This is a genomic window from Methanothermobacter sp. DP, assembly GCF_026692625.1.
GTDB classification, from domain to species: domain Archaea; phylum Methanobacteriota; class Methanobacteria; order Methanobacteriales; family Methanothermobacteraceae; genus Methanothermobacter; species Methanothermobacter marburgensis.
Genome location: NZ_CP113501.1, coordinates 22,933 through 46,934 on the forward strand (window position 1 = coordinate 22,933; position 24,002 = coordinate 46,934).

At 49.9% G+C, this 24,002-nt stretch carries 26 protein-coding genes and 1 tRNA gene; 12 read left to right on the plus strand and 15 right to left on the minus strand.

The annotated features are described in order from the left end of the window. The first annotated feature begins 10 nt into the window (after nucleotides 1–10). Genes OXN82_RS00070 through OXN82_RS00080 form a run of 3 tightly spaced genes read left to right on the plus strand, consistent with a single transcriptional unit; the run spans nucleotide 11 to nucleotide 3,150 of the window. Nucleotides 11–1,072, plus strand: a complete 1,062-nt coding sequence (locus tag OXN82_RS00070; protein WP_321211484.1) for an mRNA surveillance protein pelota — start codon at nucleotides 11–13, stop codon at nucleotides 1,070–1,072. A gap of 11 nt (nucleotides 1,073–1,083) precedes the next feature. Then, entirely contained in the window at nucleotides 1,084–2,238 is a 1,155-nt protein-coding gene (locus tag OXN82_RS00075) for a radical SAM protein (protein ID WP_321211485.1), read from the plus strand. Between the two features lie 27 nt (nucleotides 2,239–2,265). Further along, nucleotides 2,266–3,150 (plus strand): hypothetical protein, encoded by an 885-nt coding sequence (locus tag OXN82_RS00080; protein WP_414855696.1) that lies wholly within the window; start codon nucleotides 2,266–2,268, stop codon nucleotides 3,148–3,150. A gap of 5 nt (nucleotides 3,151–3,155) precedes the next feature. Here OXN82_RS00080 and OXN82_RS00085 read toward each other — a convergent pair whose 3' ends face one another. Next, nucleotides 3,156–4,832: an AarF/ABC1/UbiB kinase family protein gene (locus OXN82_RS00085; RefSeq protein WP_321211487.1), complete on the minus strand. Its 1,677-nt coding sequence runs from the start codon at nucleotides 4,830–4,832 to the stop codon at nucleotides 3,156–3,158. A gap of 99 nt (nucleotides 4,833–4,931) precedes the next feature. On the opposite strand from OXN82_RS00085, the gene OXN82_RS00090 reads away from it, so the two are divergent. Further along, a complete protein-coding gene (locus OXN82_RS00090) occupies nucleotides 4,932–5,981 on the plus strand; it encodes a glycosyltransferase (protein ID WP_321211488.1) in 1,050 nt (349 codons plus the stop codon). A gap of 98 nt (nucleotides 5,982–6,079) precedes the next feature. Here OXN82_RS00090 and OXN82_RS00095 read toward each other — a convergent pair whose 3' ends face one another. Beyond that, nucleotides 6,080–7,363, minus strand: a complete 1,284-nt coding sequence (locus OXN82_RS00095; protein ID WP_321211489.1) for an NAD(P)/FAD-dependent oxidoreductase — start codon at nucleotides 7,361–7,363, stop codon at nucleotides 6,080–6,082. Nucleotides 7,364–7,489: 126 nt separating this feature from the next. On the opposite strand from OXN82_RS00095, the gene OXN82_RS00100 reads away from it, so the two are divergent. Further along, the gene (locus OXN82_RS00100) at nucleotides 7,490–7,738 is read left to right on the plus strand and encodes a HypC/HybG/HupF family hydrogenase formation chaperone (RefSeq protein WP_013295068.1); all 249 of its coding nucleotides are present in this window, start codon (nucleotides 7,490–7,492) and stop codon (nucleotides 7,736–7,738) included. Between the two features lie 67 nt (nucleotides 7,739–7,805). On the opposite strand, the gene OXN82_RS00105 is transcribed toward OXN82_RS00100, so the two are convergent. Continuing rightward, complete coding sequence (locus tag OXN82_RS00105) at nucleotides 7,806–8,309, minus strand: amino acid-binding protein (protein WP_147671213.1); 504 nt, start codon at nucleotides 8,307–8,309, stop codon at nucleotides 7,806–7,808. A 97-nt stretch (nucleotides 8,310–8,406) separates the two neighbouring features. Here OXN82_RS00105 and trpE point away from each other — a divergent pair, with 97 nt between their 5' ends. The 7 genes from trpE to trpD are packed head-to-tail and all read left to right on the plus strand — an operon-like array spanning nucleotide 8,407 to nucleotide 15,026. Continuing rightward, on the plus strand, nucleotides 8,407–9,810 hold the full coding sequence (gene trpE, locus OXN82_RS00110; RefSeq protein ID WP_321211490.1) for an anthranilate synthase component I: 1,404 nt from the start codon (nucleotides 8,407–8,409) through the stop codon (nucleotides 9,808–9,810). A 5-nt stretch (nucleotides 9,811–9,815) separates the two neighbouring features. Beyond that, a complete protein-coding gene (locus tag OXN82_RS00115; RefSeq protein WP_321212117.1) occupies nucleotides 9,816–10,397 on the plus strand; it encodes an aminodeoxychorismate/anthranilate synthase component II in 582 nt (193 codons plus the stop codon). Nucleotides 10,398–10,401: 4 nt separating this feature from the next. Continuing rightward, the gene (locus OXN82_RS00120; RefSeq protein WP_321211491.1) at nucleotides 10,402–11,226 is read left to right on the plus strand and encodes an indole-3-glycerol phosphate synthase TrpC; all 825 of its coding nucleotides are present in this window, start codon (nucleotides 10,402–10,404) and stop codon (nucleotides 11,224–11,226) included. 28 nt (nucleotides 11,227–11,254) lie between these two features. Further along, complete coding sequence (locus OXN82_RS00125) at nucleotides 11,255–11,935, plus strand: phosphoribosylanthranilate isomerase (protein WP_321211492.1); 681 nt, start codon at nucleotides 11,255–11,257, stop codon at nucleotides 11,933–11,935. Between the two features lie 10 nt (nucleotides 11,936–11,945). Further along, nucleotides 11,946–13,124 (plus strand): tryptophan synthase subunit beta, encoded by a 1,179-nt coding sequence (gene trpB, locus OXN82_RS00130; protein WP_321211493.1) that lies wholly within the window; start codon nucleotides 11,946–11,948, stop codon nucleotides 13,122–13,124. Between the two features lie 55 nt (nucleotides 13,125–13,179). Further along, entirely contained in the window at nucleotides 13,180–13,977 is a 798-nt protein-coding gene (trpA, locus tag OXN82_RS00135; RefSeq protein WP_321211494.1) for a tryptophan synthase subunit alpha, read from the plus strand. Then, nucleotides 13,974–15,026, plus strand: a complete 1,053-nt coding sequence (trpD, locus tag OXN82_RS00140; protein ID WP_321211495.1) for an anthranilate phosphoribosyltransferase — start codon at nucleotides 13,974–13,976, stop codon at nucleotides 15,024–15,026. Before trpA ends, trpD begins: the two co-directional genes overlap by 4 nt. Before the next feature lie 7 nt (nucleotides 15,027–15,033). Here trpD and OXN82_RS00145 read toward each other — a convergent pair. The 12 genes from OXN82_RS00145 to comA form a co-directional block, all read right to left on the minus strand. Next, nucleotides 15,034–15,107, minus strand: a tRNA-Ile gene (locus OXN82_RS00145). 90 nt (nucleotides 15,108–15,197) lie between these two features. Next, nucleotides 15,198–15,770 (minus strand): adenylate kinase, encoded by a 573-nt coding sequence (locus tag OXN82_RS00150; RefSeq protein ID WP_321211496.1) that lies wholly within the window; start codon nucleotides 15,768–15,770, stop codon nucleotides 15,198–15,200. 10 nt (nucleotides 15,771–15,780) lie between these two features. Further along, nucleotides 15,781–16,074, minus strand: a complete 294-nt coding sequence (locus OXN82_RS00155) for a metal-sulfur cluster assembly factor (protein WP_013295078.1) — start codon at nucleotides 16,072–16,074, stop codon at nucleotides 15,781–15,783. Nucleotides 16,075–16,205: 131 nt separating this feature from the next. Next, nucleotides 16,206–17,123: a DUF5591 domain-containing protein gene (locus OXN82_RS00160; protein ID WP_321211497.1), complete on the minus strand. Its 918-nt coding sequence runs from the start codon at nucleotides 17,121–17,123 to the stop codon at nucleotides 16,206–16,208. A 39-nt stretch (nucleotides 17,124–17,162) separates the two neighbouring features. Continuing rightward, the gene (locus OXN82_RS00165) at nucleotides 17,163–18,608 is read right to left on the minus strand and encodes a glutamate synthase-related protein (RefSeq protein WP_321211498.1); all 1,446 of its coding nucleotides are present in this window, start codon (nucleotides 18,606–18,608) and stop codon (nucleotides 17,163–17,165) included. Nucleotides 18,609–18,723: 115 nt separating this feature from the next. Further along, nucleotides 18,724–19,209 (minus strand): TIGR00295 family protein, encoded by a 486-nt coding sequence (locus tag OXN82_RS00170; protein WP_321211499.1) that lies wholly within the window; start codon nucleotides 19,207–19,209, stop codon nucleotides 18,724–18,726. 32 nt (nucleotides 19,210–19,241) lie between these two features. Continuing rightward, nucleotides 19,242–19,778: a transcription factor E gene (gene tfe / locus OXN82_RS00175; protein WP_321211500.1), complete on the minus strand. Its 537-nt coding sequence runs from the start codon at nucleotides 19,776–19,778 to the stop codon at nucleotides 19,242–19,244. 122 nt (nucleotides 19,779–19,900) lie between these two features. After that, a complete protein-coding gene (locus tag OXN82_RS00180; protein ID WP_321211501.1) occupies nucleotides 19,901–20,743 on the minus strand; it encodes a coenzyme F420-0:L-glutamate ligase in 843 nt (280 codons plus the stop codon). Nucleotides 20,744–20,799: 56 nt separating this feature from the next. After that, nucleotides 20,800–21,477 (minus strand): (Fe-S)-binding protein, encoded by a 678-nt coding sequence (locus OXN82_RS00185; RefSeq protein WP_321211502.1) that lies wholly within the window; start codon nucleotides 21,475–21,477, stop codon nucleotides 20,800–20,802. 16 nt (nucleotides 21,478–21,493) lie between these two features. Next, entirely contained in the window at nucleotides 21,494–22,195 is a 702-nt protein-coding gene (locus tag OXN82_RS00190; RefSeq protein ID WP_013295086.1) for a GTP-binding protein, read from the minus strand. Nucleotides 22,196–22,224: 29 nt separating this feature from the next. Further along, nucleotides 22,225–23,007 (minus strand): ABC transporter ATP-binding protein, encoded by a 783-nt coding sequence (locus tag OXN82_RS00195; RefSeq protein ID WP_321211503.1) that lies wholly within the window; start codon nucleotides 23,005–23,007, stop codon nucleotides 22,225–22,227. Further along, nucleotides 23,007–23,783, minus strand: coding sequence for a phosphosulfolactate synthase (comA, locus tag OXN82_RS00200; RefSeq protein ID WP_321211504.1), 777 nt, complete (start codon nucleotides 23,781–23,783; stop codon nucleotides 23,007–23,009). The genes OXN82_RS00195 and comA overlap by 1 nt, the downstream gene beginning before the upstream one ends. Nucleotides 23,784–24,002 lie beyond the last annotated feature (219 nt).

Here is a 24,002-nt window from a genome sequence, read left to right on the forward strand (position 1 = left end):
GGGTGAAGAGATGAGGATAGTACATGAGGATGAGAAAAACGGCGTCATAGAAGTTGTACCAGAAACCCTTGACGATCTCTGGCACCTCTCCCATATAATTGAGGAGGGGGACCTGCTTTCTGCAAGGACAACAAGGAGGATACAGGATACCAGCGGAGAGAAGATAAGAAGCGACAGGGGAGTTAAGAAAACCTTCTATCTGGGTATAAGGGTCGAAGGTGTCAGTTTCCACATCTACACAGGAAAACTCAGAGCAACAGGGGTTATAGAGCGGGGCCCTGAGGACATGGTTCCCCTAGGGTCGCACCATACCCTTGAGGTTAAACTCAACACCCCCCTCAGGATCAAAAAGGATTCCTGGAGCAGATGGACACTCAAGAGGCTTCAGGAGGCGGTGGAGGCATCAAAGCATATCAGGGCCGTGATAGTTGTGATTGAGGATGATGTGGCAGACATTGGGGTCATAAGACAGTATGGTGTGGAATACCAGGGTCCCATCACAGGCCACATCCCTGGTAAGAGGATGCAGCAGAGGGACCGGGGTAAACTGCGACTTGAATTCTATGAGAGTATAGTGGACGCCCTCAAAAAATACGGTGAACTTGAGACAATCATAATTGCGGGCCCTGGCTTCTACAAGTCGGATTTCCATGAATACCTGCTTGAGAAACACCCTGAAATCGGAAGAAAGGCCGTGGTTGAAAATACAGGGACCGGTGGAAGGTCGGGAATATATGAGGTTCTTAAGAAGGGCACCGTGGAGAGGGTTTCATCAGAGAACAGGGTGGCAGCAGAGGTGAGGAATGTGAATGAGGTCCTTGAGAGGCTGGCGAGGGACCCTGAAACCGTGGTCTATGGCAGGGAGGAGGTGCTGGATGCCATCAATATGGGGGCTGTTGAGAGGCTGCTGGTCCTTGACAGGGTTGTAAGCAGGGAGGATATTGAGGGGTACCTTGATATCGTTGAGAGCATGGGGGGGTCCGTGGTTCTCATAAGCAGTGAACACGAGGGCGGCAAACAGCTGGAATCCCTCGGTGGACTTGCGGGGATCTTAAGGTTCAGGATTTCATGAGGGGGTATCAGGTGTTCAGGATTCTCCAGGATAAATGCACCGGCTGCGGGAGATGCAGGATGCTCCAGTGCAGCGAAAAGTGTTCAGGTTGTGGGGCCTGCCAGCTGGTATGCCCTGAGGGAGCACTTGTTCCAGGGAGTAGGGATGATACAGAGTACAGGGTGACAGTAAACAGTGAAGATGTCAGGGCCACCGGCACCGTGGGGGATGCCCTTAAGGCCGCAGGTATCAGGATAAGTGACATCCCCTGCGAGGGCGAATTATTCTCACCATGCGGTACAGGCGGATGCTGGGCCTGCGCTGTATCAGCAAATGGCAGGACAGTGCAGTCCTGTGTAACACCCCTTGAGGAGGGGATGGTCATAGAGACCATACCCGAACCACCGCTCAGGTATGTGAGCAATTTCGGCCCCCACACGGCGGGGGGAGTGGGGACACCCTTCAGTGAAAAGGGGGATGGCCCGGTTGAGGTGGTATGCTTCGCCCATGGATGCAACCTGAGGTGTCCCCAGTGCCAGAACAGCCAGGTGGCGTTCACCAGGGGTGACACGTTGCTCGACCCTGAAGAAACCGCAATGATACTGCTTGGTGTTGAATCGATTTACAGGACAGGCACCGTGACGTTTTCTGGCGGTGAATGCACACTTAACAGGTCATGGCTCTCTGGTTCAGTCAGGAGGATAAGGGAACTTGATGGGGGGATCAACATTCATGTGGACACAAATGGCACCGTGCTTACACCAGATTACATCGATGAGCTTGTTGAGGCTGGCATGAACCGGATAGGAATTGACCTCAAGGGTTGGAGGCTGGAGACCTTCATGGGGATAGCAGGGCTCATTGACCCTGAAAAAGCCAGGGTGTACCTTGAAAATTCCTGGAATGCCTTCAGGTACATATCTGAAGAGCATGATGGGATATTCATGGGCCTCGGGGTCCCCTACAACAGTGCACTCATATCCACAGGGGAGATTGCTGAAATGGCTTCTGAGATAGTCTCTGTCAGTCCGGACGTCCAGGTAACCCTACTTGACTACAGGCCCGAGTTCAGGCTTAAAAACATAAAGAGGCCCAAGGTTTCTGAAATGCTTGGGGTTCGTGACCTGATGCTTGACGGGGGCCTCAGAAGGGTAATTGTCCAGACATCTGAGGGGTTCATAGGATGATCACAGAGGGAGTGTGAGAACATGGTTATGTTAATTTATGACTGGACCCTGCTTTTAGCGGCTGTCGCTGTGCTTGTACTGACACCTGCTGCTGCGGCCATCATATCCCTCTTTAAAAATTCAAATCTCTACACTGATGTGAGGGGTGGCACACCCCGCGGTGCCGGTATTGTGCCATGGGCAGCACTCTCGATATTCACACCCCCACCATTTAACGCACCTGTTGCTGTAATGGGGGCTCTGGCCTTTATTGATGACCTTGCTGGAAGGAGAGGGATAATGAACCTTCCCATTGAGTGGGGGCAGCTTTCAAGGGGCTTGGGTATACTGGCAGTCACCCTCATCACCTACCCCTTTATGGGGGCCTGGGGACTCCTTGTGGCTCTCATGGTACAGCCATTGAATATTGCCGACATGCAGCCTGGCGTGGCCTGCACCGTGACGGTCATCATGTCCCTCCTGGCACTCCCTGCAGCAGTCATGATGGGTTCAGGCATTCACCTTGCCCTTCTCATCATGGTGGTGGCGCTGGCGTACTCACCACTTGATTACATGGGGAGGATAATGATGGGGGAGGTTGGAAACCACAGCTTTGCAGTTGCCCTCGGACTCTTATTCTACATTTCAGGGGGGTCGTGGCTTCTCCTGGCGCTCTTTCTCCTGACACCCCTTGTAACGGCCATTTTAAGGAGGGGTAATCTCTCAGAATTCCTTGAGAAGAGACTTAAAATTGAGAACCCCACCCTTGGAGATCTTTATATGGATGTCCTTACGGGTGGGGGGCTTGGTGATCTTTTAAGGAGGATCATACTTGGCGGAAGGGTGTTCAGAATCAGGAACCCGGTTCTGATTTCGCTCGGGTTCAGGAGGCTACTTTTCAACCCCCACGCATCCCAGCTCCCGGAGTCCTGATTCCCTCAGGTCATCTTCCTTGACTTTATGATTGAAATTATGAGTGCAAGGGCTATGAGGAAACTCACACCAAAACCGAAAAGCCCCAGGAAGGGGAACTTCTGGAGTATCAGGGCCTCCTTTGGGATTGCAACCAGTGATGAGCCGATTATAAGGGCTGAGACCAGCATCGCCACCGATATCCTGTTGGTTGATCTTTCAATTCTCCTTGATATCTCATCGAGGTTCCTGTGCTCAAGTTCCATCTTGAGTTTACCCTCCTCCAGCCGCTGAAGCGCCCTTATCATGCCACGTGGGAGATCGTTCACTATGTGTTCAAGTTCTATGAGCGTCGAGGGGACCTCGTCCAGGTTCCGCAGGGGGTTCAGGCGTTTTCTGATGAGACTGTAGGTCATCTCCCATGCAACCTCAAGTCCATTGAATCTGGGATCCAGGCGCTCACCAAGATCCTCTGCCATGCTCATGACCCTTGCAAGGAGTACGAAGTCCCTGGGGATCCTTATCCGGTGCTTCATTATCATCTCAGGCATTGTGAATTCTGTGAGGATCTCCCCAACCTTCTTAACGTCTGCACCATAGTAGCGATCAAGGAGGTCTATTATATCGTACTTGACCTCTTCAAGGTCTGTATCCTCTGTGAGGATATTCATGTACCTCAGCTGGTTCACTATACCGTTCACATCATAGTTCATGAGTAGAATGAAGAGTTCAGCCAGTTTATCCCGGAATGAACGGTCAAGGTGACCCATCATCCCGAAGTCCAGGAAGCAGAGCACGTTACCCTTCTGGACGAGTATATTGCCGGGGTGGGGGTCGGCGTGGAAGAAGCCGTGTATGAATATCTGCCTGAAGTAGCAACGGGCACCCCGCTCTGCTATCGTCCTTGCATTGAATTTTATGTCTGATTCAAGGATTTCTGTGAGTTTAACCCCCTCAACGTACTCCATGGTCAGCACCCTGCTGGTGGAGTATTCCCTGTAGACGTAGGGGGCGTAAACGGTTTCGTCATCAAGGAACATGGCCCGGAATCTCTCAGCGTTGTTGGCCTCCTGATGGTAGTCCAGTTCCTTCCTGATGGCCCTTTCAAACTCCGCCACTATCCCCGGGAGATTGTAGTACTCTAGACCCGGGATACGGTCATTTGCAAGCTTTGCAAGGTACTTCATGAGTATAATATCACTCTTTACGGTGGCGGCTATACCCGGACGCTGCACCTTAACGGCAACAGCCTCCCCGCTTTTCAAACGCGCCCTGTGGACCTGGCCTATGGATGCCGATGCAACGGGTTCCTCCTGGAATTCGGAAAAGATATCCTCCAGTGGCATTCCAAGTTCAGATTCGATAACCCTCCTGACGTCCCTGAAGGGGAAGGGCGGTGCCTCGTCCTGAAGTTTGGCCAGTTCATCTGCTATTTCCCTGCCCACAAGGTCCGCCCTGGTGCTCAGCACCTGGCCCAGTTTGATGAAGGTCGTCCCCAGTTCTTCAAGGACAAGTCTGAGGCGTACTGGGGCCGGTTCATGGATCTCCTCAGGGCTCCTTATGTAGAGTTTGAGGCTTTCAAATAACCTGTTTTTGAGGCCTATGGCCTCAAGTATGTTTCCGAAGTGGTACTTGCCCATTACCCTTACTATCTCCCTGAGGCGCCCCATGTCTGGCCTCTTATTATAGGGGGGTATGTTCATATTAACCACTTATTTAATGTATAATATTTAAACCTATTTTGCAGATATAGAATCTCCCGTTACATTTCATGGGTTTTTCACTGAAATCATGGTGATCATATGAAGGCACTTTTCACTGTAACAGGTCGGGGAATGGGTGGAGACGCAATAACAGCGCTAAACATAGCCAGTGCACTTGAGAAGAGAGGATTTGAATGCGAATTTGCACTTGATCACAGCGCCCCAGGGATACTCCTCAAAAAGAGGGGTATCGACTGGCACAGGGTCAGGATACCCCAGGCCGGGGGTCACGCAGCAAGCAGACTGAAACTACTGAAGGCTGCTTTCAGGACCCTGAGGGCGGTTTACGAGACAGGAAGGCTGATAAGGAAGATCAGACCCGACGTGGTTGTTGGTGTGATAGGCGGGGGCGCGGTGGTGGGCTGCCTCGCCGCAAAAATTACCGGAGTGCCTGCTGTGGGTGTTCTCATAACCCCAACCGATGCAAGGGTCTGCACCCGCCTCAACAGGAACGTGGCACTTCCAGAGTCCAGCCTATTTGGAAAGGACGTTGAGGGAGTTGAGAGTGTATATTCACCCATCAGCCCGGATATAACACTGGGGGATCCTGAAATGGCCATTCAAAGGATGCCCCCTGAATTTGACCCTGGGAAACCAACCATTGTTTTCTCCTCGGGTTCATCCCTCTTCAGGATGATGGCCGAGGCCGCGGTTAAAATGGCAGAATCAGATGTCAGTGCAAACATCACAGTTGTGGGGCACCCCCTCAGGGAGGAATACGGGCGGATGGTGGACCATGATGGGATAATCAACCTGGGCTACATAGACTGGGTCAGTGACCTCTACAGCCTCGCTGACCTTGCGGTGCTCTCTGATGATGGGGTGATGGTCCATGAGGCCATTGCAATGAGGGTGCCGGTGGTGGCACTGAGGGGTGTCAAGTATGGAAGGTACCATAACATGGGTGCTGTCTTCAGGGGTGCCGTGCTGGAGACAGACCTTGATGGTATTGAGGAGGCTATTTTAAAGGCACTTGAGGCTTCAGATGATATGAGGAGGGCCGCGGAGGCCTACAGTGGTGATGTAATAGGGGCCGCAGACAGGATAGCTGAAATTATAGAGGAGGAGGCAGTTAAGTCAGTGCCTTGAGTTTGAGGTGTGTTTGGGGATCTCATCTGAGGAGGCGGTTAAGTCAGTGCCTTGAGTTTGAGGTGTGTTTGGGGATCTCATCTGAGGAGGCGGTTAAGTCAGTACCTTGAGAGGAACCTCATAAGTTTGTATACACCATCCGTTGATGGGTGTGTCTCCACGAAGTCCTCAAATTCATACATTGAAACACCCATTCTCATGAGCAGTGAAAGGTAGGGCATTATCAACCTGGCACCCGGTGCAACAGAGTACACTGCAGTTGCAGTGCCATCATCCTGGATTCTAACCTTGTTTAACCCTGTTTTCCCCTCAGGAACACTCCAGAATGAACCAGGACCTGCAAGACCCGGTATAACAGCCTCCCTGCCCTCGGGATTTTCTGTTTCAATGAAGCCAACATCGTACCCCAGTGATATTGCATAGGGAAGGTACCTGTAGTCAATTCGCCTCTCAACACCCGCTGCATTGAGCCCTGCCACCACACCTTCCATCCTTGCAATGGGTGTTGTCCCGTGACCACCTGTAACGTCACCTGCCGCGTAGACGTGTTTTCTTGAGGTCTCCATACGCTCATTAACCTTAACTGCACCGTTTTCTCTGAGTTCAACGAACCCATTAAGGAACTCTGAGTTTGGTCTCTGACCCGTTGCAAGGAGGGTGAGGCCTTCAATGCGGCCGGCCGATGTTTCGGCACCATCCTCATCTATTGAGGTGGTGGATGTATTCTCAAGAATCCTGACGCCTTTCAGAAGTTTCCTCATAACGTAATCCCTGATGAGGGGGTCAAGTTTGCCAAGGAACTCGCTTCTTGATACCACCGTAACATCAGATCCAAGGGAGGAGAATATGCCTGCAAATTCAGCTGCAATTACACCCCCGCCTATTATCACGAGTTTTTCCGGGATTCTCTCAAGATCCAGCACGTTCCTGTAGGTTATGGCTTTTTCAGCGCCCTCAATGGGGGGGATGCTGGGCCTGGCCCCTGTTGCTATTATGAGCCTGTCATAGGGGAGTTCATCATCCCCTGCGATTACCCTACCTTCTGAGACCTCTGCGTCGGCGTATATTATCTCAACACCAGCATCAAGTGTCTCCCTTTCTGTAACATGCCTTATCCTGCTGAGTGTTTTCCTAACACCAGCCGCTATTCTCCTGTAGTCTGTGGAGTATTCAAGGTCGATGACACCAAGTTTCCTCAACTGGAGGGCTTCATCCAGGAATCTTGCAACGTCGTTCAGACCACATACAACCATACATCCCTCATTAAGGCATGTTCCCCCAATGAATTTCCTTTCAAGGATTGTAACGTCGTTTTCAAGGGCTGCAAGTTCCATGGCCGCGGCCCTTCCTGCGGGACCTCCCCCTATCACAACACACTTCATAGGACGCACCTGTATTAATTCTGAATGGTTATTTCCCACAAATCTTTATATGTCACAAATCTTTATCTAATTACTGACAGTGTAATTTTTTGACTTTGATCCTATTAATTTGGAGAGGGTTATTGAATGTGTATTGCAGCACCTGCTCAGATTATTGAAATTGACAGTGAGGATAATGTTGCCACCGTGGACTTTGGTGGTGTGAGGCAACAGGTGAAACTTGATCTTGTGGATGACGTCGAGGAGGGCAAGTATGTGCTTGTTCACTCAGGCTATGCCATTGAGGTCATGTCTGATGAGGCGGCCAGGGAGTCCCTGGAGGCCTGGGATGAACTCCTGAAGGCCCTTGAAGAGGAGGATAACCTGGAGATTTAAATTTCCAGGATTCCATTTAATTTTAAAGGTTCTGGTCTATTTTTTACTGTTTTGGTTACTGAAGTCCTTAGTATATTGACACCCTTTTAACACCATCTATTTTCAGGAATTCCCTGAGGAGACTGCCAGGGATTGGTTTTTCTGTTATTATGGTAAGTTTCGGATTTTCATCCAGTTCAGGGTCCCCTGCATGGGCCTGCCTTATTGTTATACCGCTACTGGATATCAGCTCTGCAGCAGCGGCAAGTATCCCGGGGTTACGGGCCTCTGCCTCTATCTCCACCACACCAAAGTCGAGTTCGGCTGCAGCGTCCCTCAGGAGTGCCCCTGCCGGTCTGAGGTTCTGGAATATCCCCCTGAGTTTTTCGTCCTCCAGGATGGTTTCTGCTGTTGCCCTGACTGTTCTTCTGTCAACACCTATGGCCCTTGCAAGGGCAACATCGTTTATTTCAACGTCATCACAGTAGACCTTTCCATCAGGGTCTATTCTGAGTCCCAGCTCTATGATCTTCCTTGCAACATCCATTCTCGACGGGTATCTTTCGAATCTGTGTTTTATCTGATTCCACATAACCACACCACATCAATGTACATTATTATACAGGCAAGATTTAAATAGTACTTTCATGTATAAGTACTTTGTGGATTAATTAAGGTGATAGGAATGCATGGGAGTGAATGTTTTTGGCATTATAAACCTGGAAAAACCCAGAAAAGAAAAACTGGAATTCAGAGAACCCTTTGAAGTATTCAAAAGTATCTATTCTGAATATGAGTCTTCATTCCTTCTGGAGTCCATGGAAAGTGACACTGGACTTGCAAGGTACTCCTTCATTGGATTTGAACCTGAGATGATAATAAGGGCCCGTGAAGGGGTCATTGAGATTGATGATGGCGATTCCAGGGAGGAGTTTGATTCAAAAAACCCATTCGAGGACCTCAGGGGATTCCTGAAGATGGAAAAAAACTCCGGAGGATTCTGCGGGGGTCTCGTGGGTTACATATCCTATCAGGCCGCAAGATTCTTTGACACCATAAGGATCAGTGAAGGTGATTTTCCTGATTTTGAATTTGGACTCTTCCTTGATGGTATCATGTTCAACCACCTGACAGGGGAATGCAGCTACATCAGCCGTCACGGCAACAGGCTACCTGATATATCCCCTCTCCTTGGGGATGAGGTCCCCACGGGGACCCTGGGATACAGGAGGAAAAGAACACTCCTCTCAAAGAGGAGGTACATGGACATGGTCCTTGAGGCCAAGGAGAGGATAAGGGAGGGCGAAATATTTCAGGCAGTGCTCTCCAATGCCACAGATTACAGGCTGAGGGGAGACAGGCTCGCATTCTATGAATCCCTCCGGAGGATCAACCCCTCACCATACATGTACCACCTTAAACTGGGTGAACGGGAGATAACCGGCTCAAGCCCAGAGATGCTTGTCAGGGTTGAGGATAGAAGGGTTGAAACCTTTCCTATTGCAGGAACACGTCCTCGCGGAAGGACAGAAGAGGAGGACAGGGCGATAGCCTCCGATCTTTTATCTGATGAGAAGGAACTTGCAGAGCACCTAATGCTGGTTGACCTGGCCCGGAACGATATAGGACGGGTCTCGGAGTTCGGATCGGTGGAGGTGCCTGAATACATGACCATAAAGAGGTTCTCCCATGTGCAGCACATACTCTCCCATGTAACAGGTAAACTGAGGGATGGAATGGACGCAGTTGATGCACTGGGAGCTGTTTTTCCTGCAGGCACCGTGAGCGGAGCACCAAAGATAAGGGCAATGGAGATAATAGAGTCCCTTGAAGGTGTTCCAAGAAATGCCTATGCAGGTGCACTCGGCTACCTCTCACTCAATGGAAACGCGGACTTCGCAATAACCATAAGGTCAATGGTATGCCAGGGAAAAACAGGGAGAATCCAGGCAGGAGCAGGGATAGTGCATGACTCCATTCCGGAGATGGAATATCTGGAGTGTCAGAATAAGGCGAGGGCCCTTCTAAAGTCAATGGAAATGGCAGGTGAATCTTTTATGGGTGCTCTGCCCTACAATGGAGATGGAAGGTGAAGAAGTTGATTCTGATAATCGATAACTATGACTCATTCACCCACAACCTCTACCAGATGGCAGGGGAGATCCTGATGGAAATGGATTCTGCAGATATCCTGGTTGTGAGAAACGATGAGGTGGACATTGATGATGTTAGGGCCCTTGACCCTGAGAAGATAATAATCTCCCCGGGTCCAGGCAACCCCATTAAGAGGGAAGATTTTGGTATATGCGATGAGGTGATAGGTGAATTCACTGATAGACCCATACTGGGTGTCTGCCTCGGACACCAGGGGATATTCCATTACTTTGGCGGTGTTCTTGGTTACGGTGAACCTGTTCATGGAAAGATCAGCGAGGTCTTCCATGACGGATCAGAACTCTTCAGGGGAGTTCCAAACCCCTTCAGGGCCACAAGGTACCATTCACTGAGATGTGAGTGTAATGGGGTGCCTGAGGACATCCGGGTATCTGCATCCGCACCTGACGGTACCATAATGGCCATAAGACACCGGAAGTATCCAGTCTATGGGTTACAGTTCCACCCGGAATCAGCGGGAACCCCCCATGGGAGGGACATACTTGAAAATTTCCTCAGGATGTGATCACATGTCCATACTTCAGGAGATAATAAGGTCAAGAAAACTTGAGATCAAAAATTTATCCAGAAAAAAGCCCCTTGAGGAGCTCAGAGATGAATTAACATCCTTGGACGAGCCATTGAGTTTCACTGACGCACTAACAGGAAACCGGGTATCAATCATATGTGAATATAAAAGGGCATCCCCCTCCTCAGGAAGAACCTATGGGAGAGGCCTCCATGAGATGATGGAGGTGTACAGGGAGGGCGCAGATGCTGTTTCTGTTATCACAGAGAACAGGTACTTTCAGGGTTCCATTGAGTTCCTCAGGGAGGCTTCAGAATATGGTATACCCCTCCTCATGAAGGACTTCGTGGTGGACGAGTACCAGATATACCAGGCAAGGGCATCAGGAGCATCATCGGTTCTCCTCATTACCGGGGTTTGCCCTGACCTTGAATCAGGAATTGAAACCTGCAGGGAACTCTCAATGGAGCCCCTGGTGGAGTGTCACAGTGCAATCGACATATACAGGGCCATGGAGGCCGGGGCAGAGATCATAGGAGTTAACAACAGAAACCTGGAAACACTCGAGGTTGACCTTGAGCGCACAAGGGCCCTGGCCCCCCTGGTACCCGATGAGCTGCTCCTGGTATCCGAAAGCGGTGTTATGGGGCCCGAGGATGCTGAGATCCTTGCAGGCTGCGGGGCAGACGCACTGCTCATAGGAACCTCCCTCATGCTGTCCAGTGATCCACGGGAACTCCTTGATGAGATAATAGCAGCCGTTAAATCCTGCAGACCTGGCAGAAAGAGGTACTCAGGGGATGAATTCTTTGAACAGTTCGCATGAGCAATCTCTGGGGACAGGGATGAGTCAGATGAAGATCAAGATCTGTGGGCTCACAAGGGAGGAGGACGTTGTCCTCGCGGATTCACTTGGGGCCGATTTACTGGGATTCATACACGCCAGCAGGTCACCAAGGCACCTTGAACTGGGGGATGTGGCGGAACTATCATCCATCATACCAGATGAAAAGGCGGTTCTTGTCATTGAGACATCAGAAACCCGGAGGATAAGGAAGGCCATAGATGAAACAGGTATAGAAAGGATACAGCTTCACTCTGTAAGTCCTGAAGTAGCTGCAAAAATCCATGAGTCCCTCCATGAGGAGGGATACAGTCTGGAGCTGACCCTTGCCATCCCCCCAGTTTCTTCCTACATCTGCGGGCGTGAATTTCAGGGAATATCTGGCCTTATCCTTGACTCGGCTTCAGGCGGAAAAACAGGGGGTACGGGGAAGATAATACCCCCCTCAGATGCCCTTGAGCTGCTGGCCCTTATAAGGGGAATGGATCCCTCCCTGAGGGTTACACTTGCAGGGGGCCTTACACTGGAATTTGTCAGGAAAAACAGGGAATATGTATCGAAATTCGACTGCCTGGACTTCAACTCTGGAATTGAGGCTGAGCCGGGTGTAAAGGACCAGGAGATGATGGCTGAACTCATGGACTACATTGAGGGACTCCCCTCCAGAAAAGGGGCAATTGAAGAATTATAGGTGTTTTATCATGATAATGGATGGTAAATTCGGTAAATATGGGGGAATATTCGTGCCAGAACTCCTCATACCTGCACTTGAGGAGCTTGAGGCGGCATTCCTCCACTACAGTAAGGATCGAAGGTTCAATGAGGACCTGGACCACTACCTGAGGGAGTATGCAGGAAGACCAACAGGTTTATACCACGCCAGGAACCTCTCAGAGAAACTTGGATGCAGGGTCTACCTCAAGAGGGAGGATATGCTGCATACCGGGGCCCATAAAATAAACAATACAATAGGCCAGGCACTCCTTGCAGGGTATATGGGTAAGAGGAGGCTGATAGCGGAGACAGGGGCAGGGCAGCATGGAATAGCAACTGCAGCAGCAGGCGCCCTCTTCGGGATGGATGTTGACGTCTACATGGGAACCGAGGATGTTGAGAGACAGAAACTAAACGTCTTCAGGATGGAGATTTCAGGTGCAAGGGTCATACCTGTTGATTCAGGTTCAAGGACACTTAAGGACGCCATAAACCAGGCCATGAGGGACTGGATAAGCAGCGTGGAGGACACCCACTATCTGATAGGATCCACCATGGGGCCCCACCCCTACCCCACCATGGTGAAGCACTTCCAGAGCGTCATAGGCAGGGAGGCCAGGGAACAGATACTTGAAATTGAGGGTGAACTCCCTGATACCATAATAGCCTGTGTTGGTGGCGGTAGCAACGCCATAGGCATATTCTCAGCCTTCCTGGACGATGACGTTGAACTGATAGGTGCAGAGGGAGGAGGTGAAGGTATAGAGTCAGGTAACCATGGGGCAACCCTATCTGCCGGTTCAGAGGGTGTACTGCACGGTTCACTTTCATATGTGCTCCAGGATGACGATGGACAGATAAATGAGGCCCATTCGGTTTCGGCGGGCCTTGACTATCCAGGGGTTGGCCCGGAGCATGCATACCTCATGGAAACTGGAAGGGCAAGGTATGAGCCCATAACCGACGCCGAGGCCCTCAGGGGCTTCAAACTCCTCTCAAGATGTGAGGGTATAATGCCGGCGCTTGAAAGCGCCCATGCCATAGCATGCCTTGAAAAATACGCATCAAAACCTGAAAACAGGGGAAAGACTGTTATAGTTAACCTTTCAGGAAGGGGAGACAAGGACATGTTCCTTGCAGCAGGCCTTCTGGGGGTGGATGTATGAATTACGCTAGAGTAACTCAGAACGATATATCTAGGGCTGGTCTGGGGGCGGATCTATGAATTACGCTGAAATGTTCAGCAGGGTTGAGGGATGCGCCTTTGTCCCATTCGTGGTTGCAGGGGACCCTAACATGGAGACCTCAGTTGAAATCATAAGAACACTTGTGGATGCCGGTGCAGATGCCCTTGAAATAGGTTTCCCATTCTCTGACCCCATAGCAGACGGTACAAGTGTACAGGAGGCTGATCTGAGGGCTTTAAATTCCGGGATGACCACCGATGACTGTTTCAGGCTGATAGAGAGGATAAGGGGATTCACCTCAGTACCGGTGGGTCTTCTTGTATACTACAACCTGATATACCGCATGGGTGTTGATGAATTCTACAGGAGGGCCGCCGAGGCTGGTGTTACAGGTATCCTTGCGGCGGATCTCCCCCCAGAGGAGGCCGGCGATGCCCTCAGGGCGGCTGAAAGATATGGTATTGATCAGATCTTCATAGTTGCACCCACAACAGACAATAAGCGCCTCAAAATGATCTCAGAGGTTTCCTCAGGGTTCCACTACCTTGTATCGGTTATGGGTGTCACCGGGGCAAGGTCAAGGGTCGAGGAAAGCACACTTGAACTCATAGAGAGGGTTAAGGGGGCAGGAAGCCTTCCTGTGATGGTTGGATTTGGTGTTTCACAGCCAGAACATGTGAGGATGCTTGCTGAAGCAGGTGCCGATGGGGTTATAGTTGGAAGCGCAATCATAGACCTGATATCCAAAAATCTTGATGACAGGGAAAGGATGCTTCAGGAGATATACGAAATGGTCAGAAAAATGAAGACCGCTGCAGGGGGATCCAGATGAGGTTTGAGGGGATAATGAATGATATAATGGACTTCAGGAACCTCAGTGAGGATGAGGCCCACGATTTAATGGAGATGATAATGGATGGTGAAATGGGGGATGTGCAGATCGCCGCATTACTCACAGCCCTTGCAATGAAGGGGGAGACCGTGGATGAGATCACAGGCTTTGCAAGGGCAATGAGGGAGAGGGCAGTGAAGGTTAAAACCCCTGAATCCATGAGGGTCGTTGATGCATGTGGAACAGGGGGTGACAGGTTCAAATCCTACAATGTGAGCACCGCAGCAGCAATAATAGCCGCAGCAGCCGGTGTTAAAGTGGCAAAACACGGTAACAGGGCGGTTACAGGTTCATGTGGTGGTGCAGATATACTTGAGGCCGCGGGTGTCAACATAGAACTGGGACCTGAAGCTGCACGCAGGTCCCTTGAAACCATGGGAATAGCCTTCATGTTTGCACCACTCTTTCACAGGGCAACCGCCAGGGTGGCACCAGTAAGGATGGAACTTGGCTTTAAGACGGTATTCAACATACTGGGACCCCTAACATCCCCTGCATCGGCAGAGGTACAGCTCCTGGGGGTCTTTGACCCCTACCTTGTGGGTCCAGTTGCAGAGGTCCTCAGAAACCTTGGTGTTAAAAGGGCTATGGTTGTCCATGGATTCGATGATAACCTGAACCCTGCGATGGATGAGATATCCACGGTGGGCCCAACACTTGTGGGTTTCCTTGAGGATGATGAGATAGGGATCGAGAGGCTCATGCCATCGGATTTCGGTGTTGATGTTGGGCAGCTACAGCACCTGAGGGCGGCATCAACTGTTGATGAAAACCTCAGAATGTTCCTGGATGTCCTCGCGGGACTGCATGATACTCCTGGGAGGAAATCGCGCCTGGATATCGCCCTTGCAAATGCGGGTGCACTTATATACCTTGCGGAAATTGAGGATACACTTAAAGGTGGAACAGAAGCTGCAAGAGAAACAGTTGAATCTGGAGCTGCACTCAGTTTAATGGAAGATTTCGCATCCTTCACTCAGAACCTGTAAAAGTGAATGGGCCCGCTGGGATTCGAACCCAGGGCCTCACGGTTATCAGCCGTGCGCTCTAACCACCTGAGCCACGGGCCCATGAATTATTTAAGAATCAGTGGGGTGATTCCAACTTTTGGAATTCCTCATATATATGCTTTTCTGTCTGATATTTCAGGGTTTCCACCATCAACCCGGTAAAATCTCGAGGTCCTCTGCTGCCTTGATAATCTCAGTGATTTCAGATGCGGCCCTTTCAGGGGCCCTGTTTTCAACCACACTGACGATGGATCCCATAAGGGATGCGCATACGAACATTGCTGTTCGAAGTAACTCCATGTGCTCCAAAAGACCTGAGGGAGTATCAGATATTCTCCTTTTGGAGTCAGCAATCCTCCTTTTAATTATATCCCCGGGGTCTGATTCAAGGATTATGATGAGATCAGGGGTTATGAACTCCACCGGAAGTGAAATAAGGTAACCAATGGGTGACCTGTCAAGTCCGTGGAGATCCAGGAGCACCCCATTCATTTCAGATACTCTGTGGGCGGCTTCACGCCAGATGCTGTGCTGCTGATCCATGGGAAGGCTGAAAAGTTCCTCCAGTGTACCTGCAAGGCCTCTCTTCTCTGCAACTTCAAGCATCAGTTCTCCATAATTGATGAAGGTATGATCCAGTTTTTCAGAGAGAATCCTGCATAGGGTGGTTTTTCCCACACCTGGCACGCCCACAATGGCAATGGTTTCAGGAAAACCCGGCATGAGACTGATATCATTTATTTACCATTTCACTTATGGCATCTGCCATCATATGGCCTTCCACTGTGATCTCGGCCCGGTCGATGCCCTCAACCTCTTCGGCAACAGTTCTTGCGTCCATTGCCATCCTGGCGGCGCTCATGCATCCGGGGTTTGTGGGCCGGATCGTTATCTTTGCAATGGTTTCACCCTTCTCCTCGATTTCGATGTTTTCAACAAGACCCATCTCCACTATGCTTATACCCATGTGTGGGTCTGCAACCTTTTTGAGAGCTTCCTTAACCTTTTCCAAGAGTTCTTCTGACATTATTATTACCTCAGCTGGTATTTTGATAATCACTGTTGTGATTCTCTATTTTTAAGTTAACCCTATTTAAACATGTCCATTATCAGCCGCCCTGAAAAAGAATTTTAAGCCATCAGATAATGAAATAAGGGCTATTTTAAACTTTTTCTGCGCCTTAATCTAACAGCAACACCACGTTCTGCCTTTACCATCTCCTCGCCACATAGAACAGCCCTTCCAACACCCACGACATCCCCCTCACGGACTATTACAACCTCATCGCCGGGTATTATTTCTCTGTCGGCGTCCACTACACCAGGTGCAAATAGTGTGTTGCTCTCCAGCCTGAAATCTATCTCAACCCATTTCACACCTAGACTGTAAATGGATGCCGCGCCCTCAAGGGATGGTGAGATGAGCCCCCGGTCCATCATCAGGGTGCCTATCTCTGAACCATCCTGTGTGAGGATCCTCCTGTGGTATCTCCCCCTCACCCTGCAGTCGTCGGGTATGATAACCTCTGCACCCTCCCCGAACTGGTATACCGCCACCGAGCGCAGCATATGGAGCATCCTTTCCCGCCCCCCTATCTTTTCATAGCCTTCAAGTTCCCTTCCAAGCCTGTGAATGGCCTCTGGAGAGGCGGGCCTTGAGGTGGTGGCTGTGGGGGTGAAGGCGTCAAGGTACTCCTCACAGACCTCAAGGTACCCCCCATCAACATGGGCTATAACATCAAGGTCACCCACGTAGTCTCTTAGGAGTTCTCCTGAAAGTTTTTTCTCTTCATGGGACCATTCCCCAGTGGTTGAAACATCATATGATGAGATGGGGTGGGTGTTCTCCATCTCCCGGGGGCATATGCCGAAGGGTGATGTGAGTATGAGTTCCTGGAACCCCCTGGTGACCCTCATGAATTTCCTGTGGGACCTTGAGGTCGAGTAGGGCTTCTTCATGCTGCATGGGAGCACCACCACAACCTCCCCGAGGGGCTTCATCAGTTTCATCCTATCCCGCCACCTCACAGCCTCGGGGCGGTGGAGTGATTCTTCAATTGAACATATAACCTTCATCCTATCAGTTATGATTTTATCATGACTCCTTACTGTGGGTTAAAGACCATTCAACCATCTGAGACCTGTGAGTTCTGCCACATCCTTTTTAAGGGCTACAAGGTCCTCGTGATTCAGTTTTTTAATATCATCCTTTCCGGTTATCCTTGCAAAATCAGCGATTTCGGCTGTTGATACTCTTATATAGTTTTCAAGCCTTTCAGCAGCCTTCTTGGTGTCCAGGTGCTTCACAAGGGCAGGGTCATGGGTGGTTATACCCGTTGGACACATCCCTGTATGGCATAGCCTGTGCTGCTGGCAGTTCATGGCAATAAGGGCCGCGGTACCTATGTAAACTGCATCTGCCCCTAGGGCAAGGCATTTGGCCATATCAGCCCCTGTCCTGAGGCCTCCCCCTGCAATCAGGGATACTCTACCCTCAAGGCCCTCGTTGACAATAACCTTGGCGGCCCGGGGTATGGCCGCAGTGAGTGGTATGCCTGTGCTGTCCCTTATATGCGGGTTAACGGCACCTGTACCCCCTCCAAATCCATCTAGAGCTATGAAGTCAACACCGGCATCAAGGAGGGCTTTCACATCGTCCTCAACGTTTCCACATCCGATCTTGGCACCAATGGGAGAACCTCCAGAGAGTTCCCTTAGGTATGATACCTTCTCTCTGAGCTCCTCAGGGTTTCTGATGTCAGGGTGATGTGCGGGAGAATATGAGCCCTCACCTTCTTTAAGTCCACGAACCCGTGCCACATCGTCGGTGATTTTTTCAGGGGGCAGATAACTCCCTTTACCGGGGTATGCACCCTGACCGAACCTTATCTCTATGGCAGCGGTCCTCTGAAGTATATCCTCTGTGACCCCGAATCTCCCTGTTGAATACTGGACTATGAGGTACTCTCCAGCCTTCTTCATCTCATATTCGAGGACACCACCCTCACCTGAATTGAAGCCTATCCCCAGTTTTGCTGCAGTGGATGCAATGGCCATCCTTGTATTTTTTGAGACTGCACCATAGCTCATGCCGCTTATCATTATGGGGGAGCTCAGTTTCAGGGGTTTGTCTGCCATCTCCCCTATGGTAACACCTGTTTTCACAGGGTCCTCTGCGTTTAGGGGTATGGAGGACACCTGTGCCGGTACAAAGTGTATGTCATCAAGTCCAAGCGGCAGCCTCTTTTGAGATCCCATTGACTCCAGGGGCGCTTCACCTGTTCCTGCAGCCTCCTTGATATGGATTATGTTCATGTAGTCACTGTGACTTTCGGAGCGACCTTCCCTCCTCATACGGATACCATTCAGTGATTCCATGTTACAGAAATAGAGTTCCCTGAGGCCATATTTCTGATAAACAGGGCATGATGCGCAGAGACATCCCCTTTCATTAACCTCGTATCTGCTGCTCCCGGTGGCACAGAAGAGCATCTCATCGTCCCCGTGACCGGGATAACTCGGGCAATCCGGGCATAAACATTCCCTGTCCTGTTCCTTCATAACAACCCCTGCTGCAGTTGGCTCTTAATAAGTTATAACGTCTTTATGTAATTAATAGTGATGGTCTGGCAAACACGTGTGGATGGGGATGTTTGGCCCGCTGCTCTAGCCCCCACTATCTTGACATCTCCATGAGTTCTTCATGAAGTTTTCTGAGGCGATCTATTGATGGATGATTCTTTCCAAGACGATCAGACCATTTTTTAATCACAAAATCAATATCAACCTCATCTGAGCCATTTATGAGGTTATCTGCGTGGGCCACAATCTTCTCTTCAAGGGTCTCTGGCATGTAGTTTCCAGGCGGAAGTCCCAGGGTATCAGCCTCGTCATCAGGTATCCCTGCACCCACATGCCTCTCAACTATCCTGATGACCTCCACAGGGTAACCGAGTTCCCTGAGGATACGGGCCCCCTCAACTGCATGCTCAACTCCACTGGTCCTGCAGCGGCCTATATCATGAAGCAGGGCACCCTCTTCAACAAGTTCTCTGTTAACAGGGAGGTTTTCTGCCAGTTCAAGGGCCTTTTTTCTGACGGCCAGTGAGTGGTCCACCACCCATTCGGGACATCCAGCACTTCTAAGTAGATGGATGCTCAAGACAACACCCTTTTAATCAAAATTCGTGATTTCTAGGAATTCAGAGTATGGGTGTGGGCAGTATCAAAACCGTTGTTTTCGTAGAGGCTCAGCTCATCCTTCAGCTGCTGTATTATTTCAGAGTTGTCCATGAATTCCATTTCAGAGCCGCATTCAGGGCATGTGAAGTTCTCTTCAGCAGCCTCATCGAAGGTGAAGCGGTAATGGCCGTTTACACATACAAAGAACATGTTGTTCTCCTCAAAGTCCAGGGCTTCCCTGAGGTTTTTAACTATTTCGCTGTGCTTCCTCTTTATCATCTCTGTAACCTTTTCTGGTTCAAATTTCCATGTGTAGGTGTACCACTGTGTTTCAGGGTCCTTGCTTCTCTTGTAGCTTGCCACGCCCGCATCATAGAGCTTGTAGAGTATCCTCCGGACTATGTTGAGTTTAAGCTGGGTTTTCTCTGAAATCTCCTCATCTGTTACCTTCCCCTTCATGAGGCACTCCAGAACTGGCACTGCCTCATCCTCTTCCTCCTCAGTGATAATCTCATGGATCAACTCTTGTAGCATCTGATCATCAATCAATTGAAATCCTCCAGCTTTGAGAAATAACTGCATACAGGGTATGCTGAATCAATCAAATTTTTTGAGTGCACTCCAATTTATGTGCCTAATCTTATTTAAAATTTTATAAAATCATGAGCCCCTCACTTCAGCGGGGGTCTAACAATAACCGCCGGTACATGTTCCAGTGAGGACAGCATTTCAACTGTAACTGTTTCGGGTTCACTTTCAAGTTCACTGGCCATATCATACACGGTTTTTCTGCTGCTCTGCCTTTCATGGTAATCTTCGGCGACGGATGCCACCTCAAGGAGTACCTCAGTGGCGATGGGCCTTGATGATGCAAGGGGGGTTGGCCATCTTTTCCTGGAAAACCTCCCTGCAATGTAACCCAGGAACCCGGTATCTGAGATTATACCCGGTGCAGCTGTGGGAAGTGATGTGAAATACCTCCCAAGGATTCGGTAGGTCGCGTCGGTGTCAATAACAACCACGGTGACATCGACACCGAATTTACTCAGAATCGCCTCTGCAATGGATTTTGCAGCACCCACAGGGTTTTCAGGAAGAAGTGAAACATATGTGCCGGGGACGTTGCTCAAATCAATTCCAGCCTCAGAAGCCGGTTTAAGGGCATGTTTCAGGCCGTAATACCTGAGCACAACCTCCTTATGGTTTCTTGCCTCAGGTGGGAGCTTTCTGAGGTTTTTCAGGGTTCTTTCCTTTATTCCAAAAATGGGCCCGAGAATATGGCCCCAGATGTACTTTGACCAGAGGTCTGCAAGAATGATGGCGGTCCTGGAGGCTTCAAATTCTGATTCATCAACGAGGTTTCCCTGGGCAACTGAGATTGGGGTTTCAGAGACCACAAGGAAATCCCCATCATTTACCAGTTCACCTGCCCTCTCCACGATTTTCCATAAACCCTCACCAGGCTTTATGTAGTCTGTCCTCACAGGTACCGTGGTGTATCCATCTCTGGGCATGTTCTGTCCTCAAAGGCATGCTCCTATCAATTAAACATTCAGAAATTGATGCAGGTTCATCTGGCCCTCACAGGCGGGGCCCAGACCTTGAGGTCTATGCCCTCTATGATGGCCCTCCTGCCTTCAAGCTGCACCACGACACCTGAGTGGACCTTCTGCATCATGCAGTGGGCCGGGAGGAATCTCACGGTGTCACCTATGTTGGGGAGTTCCCCATCGATCATGCCCTCGAAGCCCCCCACCAGGCAGACCCCGATGTCCCTGAAATCAAAGTCCTCGTTGCCAAGGCGGTGACATGGGCCCACGATGTGGACAGTTATGAGTCCGTTGTTTTCGTCCAGTATTTCTGCAAAGTGGGTTATGGGGCACCCCAGGGGCCTGTAACGGATTATATCCCCCTTTTTGAGTTCAGCCCTTGAAAATGGAAAGAGTACCTCCCTGCATGAACCCTCCTCAGGGAGGGGCTTCAGTATGAAATCTGCCTCGTACCCGTCAAGGACACCCACAACCTTCTTCTCCTCCGGTAGAAGGTTCTCCTCCTTGAGGATCTCCTGGAGCTTCTGAAGGTTTTCTGTAAAAAGCTCCTGGTACATGAAGTGGCATCTGTCGATCTCTGTCCGCCCCTTGAGGAGTGCAGAGGCATATTCATCGCACCTTGCATAGCCGCAGATACCGCAGTTGTATCCGGGAAGAAGTTCTGTAATCCTTTCTCTGAGTGATCTGTCTCCTGGCATCTGAAAGACCCTCTTTTCATTCTCCCTCATAGGTCTGGAAGCCGTCTATCCTTCTGAGTATTCCCCTGTGGTGCTTCTTATTGACCCTTGTCTCACCCACACAGAGGGTGCAGACTGCAAGGGGTGCTGAGTGACGGAGTTCCTCGTTTTCAAGGGAAACCTCTCTGCTCTCTATCATTTCCTCTGCAAGTTCCATGCATCCCTGTCCGCTGAGGCCATTTGCCTCTATTATCTTTGCCGATGGGTTAACCTCCAGTATACGCTCCCTGAATATTTCCCTCTCTGCCTGGGATATCATATCCCCCTTGGTAACCACAGCGATGTCTGCGGTTGAGAGGAAGGGCCCAACCTTGAGGGGTGTGTTGGGGCCGCTTGTAGCGTCTATGACGCAGACACCTAGGCAGTTCTTTGTGTAGGGTGCGCACCTGTGACACAACCCTGCTGTCTCAATGATGAGGAAGTCTGATTCATTCTTCTCGGCCCATTTTATCATATCATCTATGTTGTAGATGGCGTAGTGGTCCGGGCACATATCCATTGAGAGGCCCACAAGGGTGGGTGCCCCTATCTTCTCAAACTTCTTGTCGTCATCGGTGTATAGGCAGTCTATTTTAACCACCGATGAATTGAATCCCCTCGCCTTGAGGCTCTTCAGTGTGTGCATGAGGACTGCTGTTTTTCCGGATCCTGGTGTTCCAGCAACTATTACCATTCTCATATGCTTCCCTTCTGTAACTGGTGCAGCTTTCAGCTTCCTTTTATTATCTCTGTGAGGTCTATGCTCTCAACCAGCTCTCCCCTCCTCACCTTCTCACGGAGGCTGAGCATGAGTTCATCTATCTTGTTGAGTTCACGGGATATCTCCTTCTCCTGGGGTGTTGTTGTAACTATCTTCTGCATACCACCATGCTTCATAACTATCCTCTTGTCGGTCATGAGTGCAAGCACAGGGTCGTGGGTTACAACCAGAACGATTTTACCGTGTCCTGCCAGCACCTTGAGCGCATCGTGTTTCCTTATACCTGCATTTTCAATTTCATCTATGAGCACTATGGGAGAGTCACTTATTATGGCCACATCCGCAACCATGAGGGCCCTTGACTGCCCCCCGCTCAGTATTGTGAGGTCGTGCTCCTTTTTGATGGGTTCACCGGTGAGGGTGTTTGCAAGTTGAATCACACGATCCACACACTTTTCACTGGCACCCCTGCACTTGGCGTGAAGGCTGAGAAACTCCCCCACTGTCATGTCCGCCAGGAAGTTCATGTTCTGGGAGAGCTGGGCCACCATCTTCTTTCGGGGGTTTGTACGGTCCTCGTAACTTGGCTCTTCGTCGTTCACCAGGATTTTTCTCTTGGAGAAGGTGTCCTTCTGGGCCAGCTGTTCAATGTCACCTATAAGTGAGCTTTTACCGCTTCCTGTTGGGCCGACCACACCGAAAATTTCACCTTTTCTTATTTCAACCTTCTCAACCGGTTCCTTCTCTCCGTATTTGTCATAACCGCCGATTACTGTGATTTTCTCTATCATTAAAGATTCACCTTTCCGAGAGTATCTCCCCTCAAGCCTCTTCTTATGGTTTCAAGGGCTGTTATCTCTTCGGGGGGTATGTTTCCAAGGTTAACGTCTGGTCCTATTTTCAGTATGAAGTAAACCTGCTGGTTTTTCTTTGGGGCCTCCCATATTATCCTATCCTGTGGGAGTTCATTGAGGAGGTGGTTGAATTCCTCCTCCTTTACGTTTCCATTCTCATCGTATATACCTATATTATGGCCGCTCTCCCGGGCCTCCATGAGCACCATGCAGGCTCCAGCTTCAAGGTCGGCCCTGACAAGTTCAACCCTATCCTCCGGGCTGAGGAGTCTGTCCCTTACAGGGTCCTTTTTACCAACCTCTGATATGATCTGGAAGCCCTCGTTGACCGCTTTCTCTATAAGTTCACATTTTTCATCGGTTTCAATCTCAACGGTTCCATTTGATATTTCCAGTGTTTCAAAACCAAGGCTTCTTGCCTCGTCAAAGTACTCCTGAATTTTATCGTTGAGGTAGGCGATCTCAAATAGGGTGCCCCCTGGATAGGCCTCCACATCGAATGAACGGTACATCTCTATTTTTTCCATGACAGCATCACGTCTGTGGAGGGGAAGGGTTCCCCATCCAAACTTTATGAAATCAACGTAATCTGATGAAATCTCCATGAGGTCACGGGCTGTTTTAATGCCCATTCCCTTATCGAGAACCATGGTTATTCCATTTTTTCTGGGTTTCCCACGCCTTGGAGGTGTGAGAAAGTCAAAGGCGTTCATTTTATCACCTTCTGGATTGAGTCAGAATAAACACCAACGGCATATTAATTTAAATTCATATGTTTACTACCTTTATAAATAATTTTTCTTATAACAGGTTTCATGGGATATCAATCTGAATCCCATCCACTATCTGGGATCTTATCGTAAAGTGAGATTCTATAAGTTGAGTCCCATCACTATTTTGGGATCTTATTATATATTAATAGGTGGTGGTAC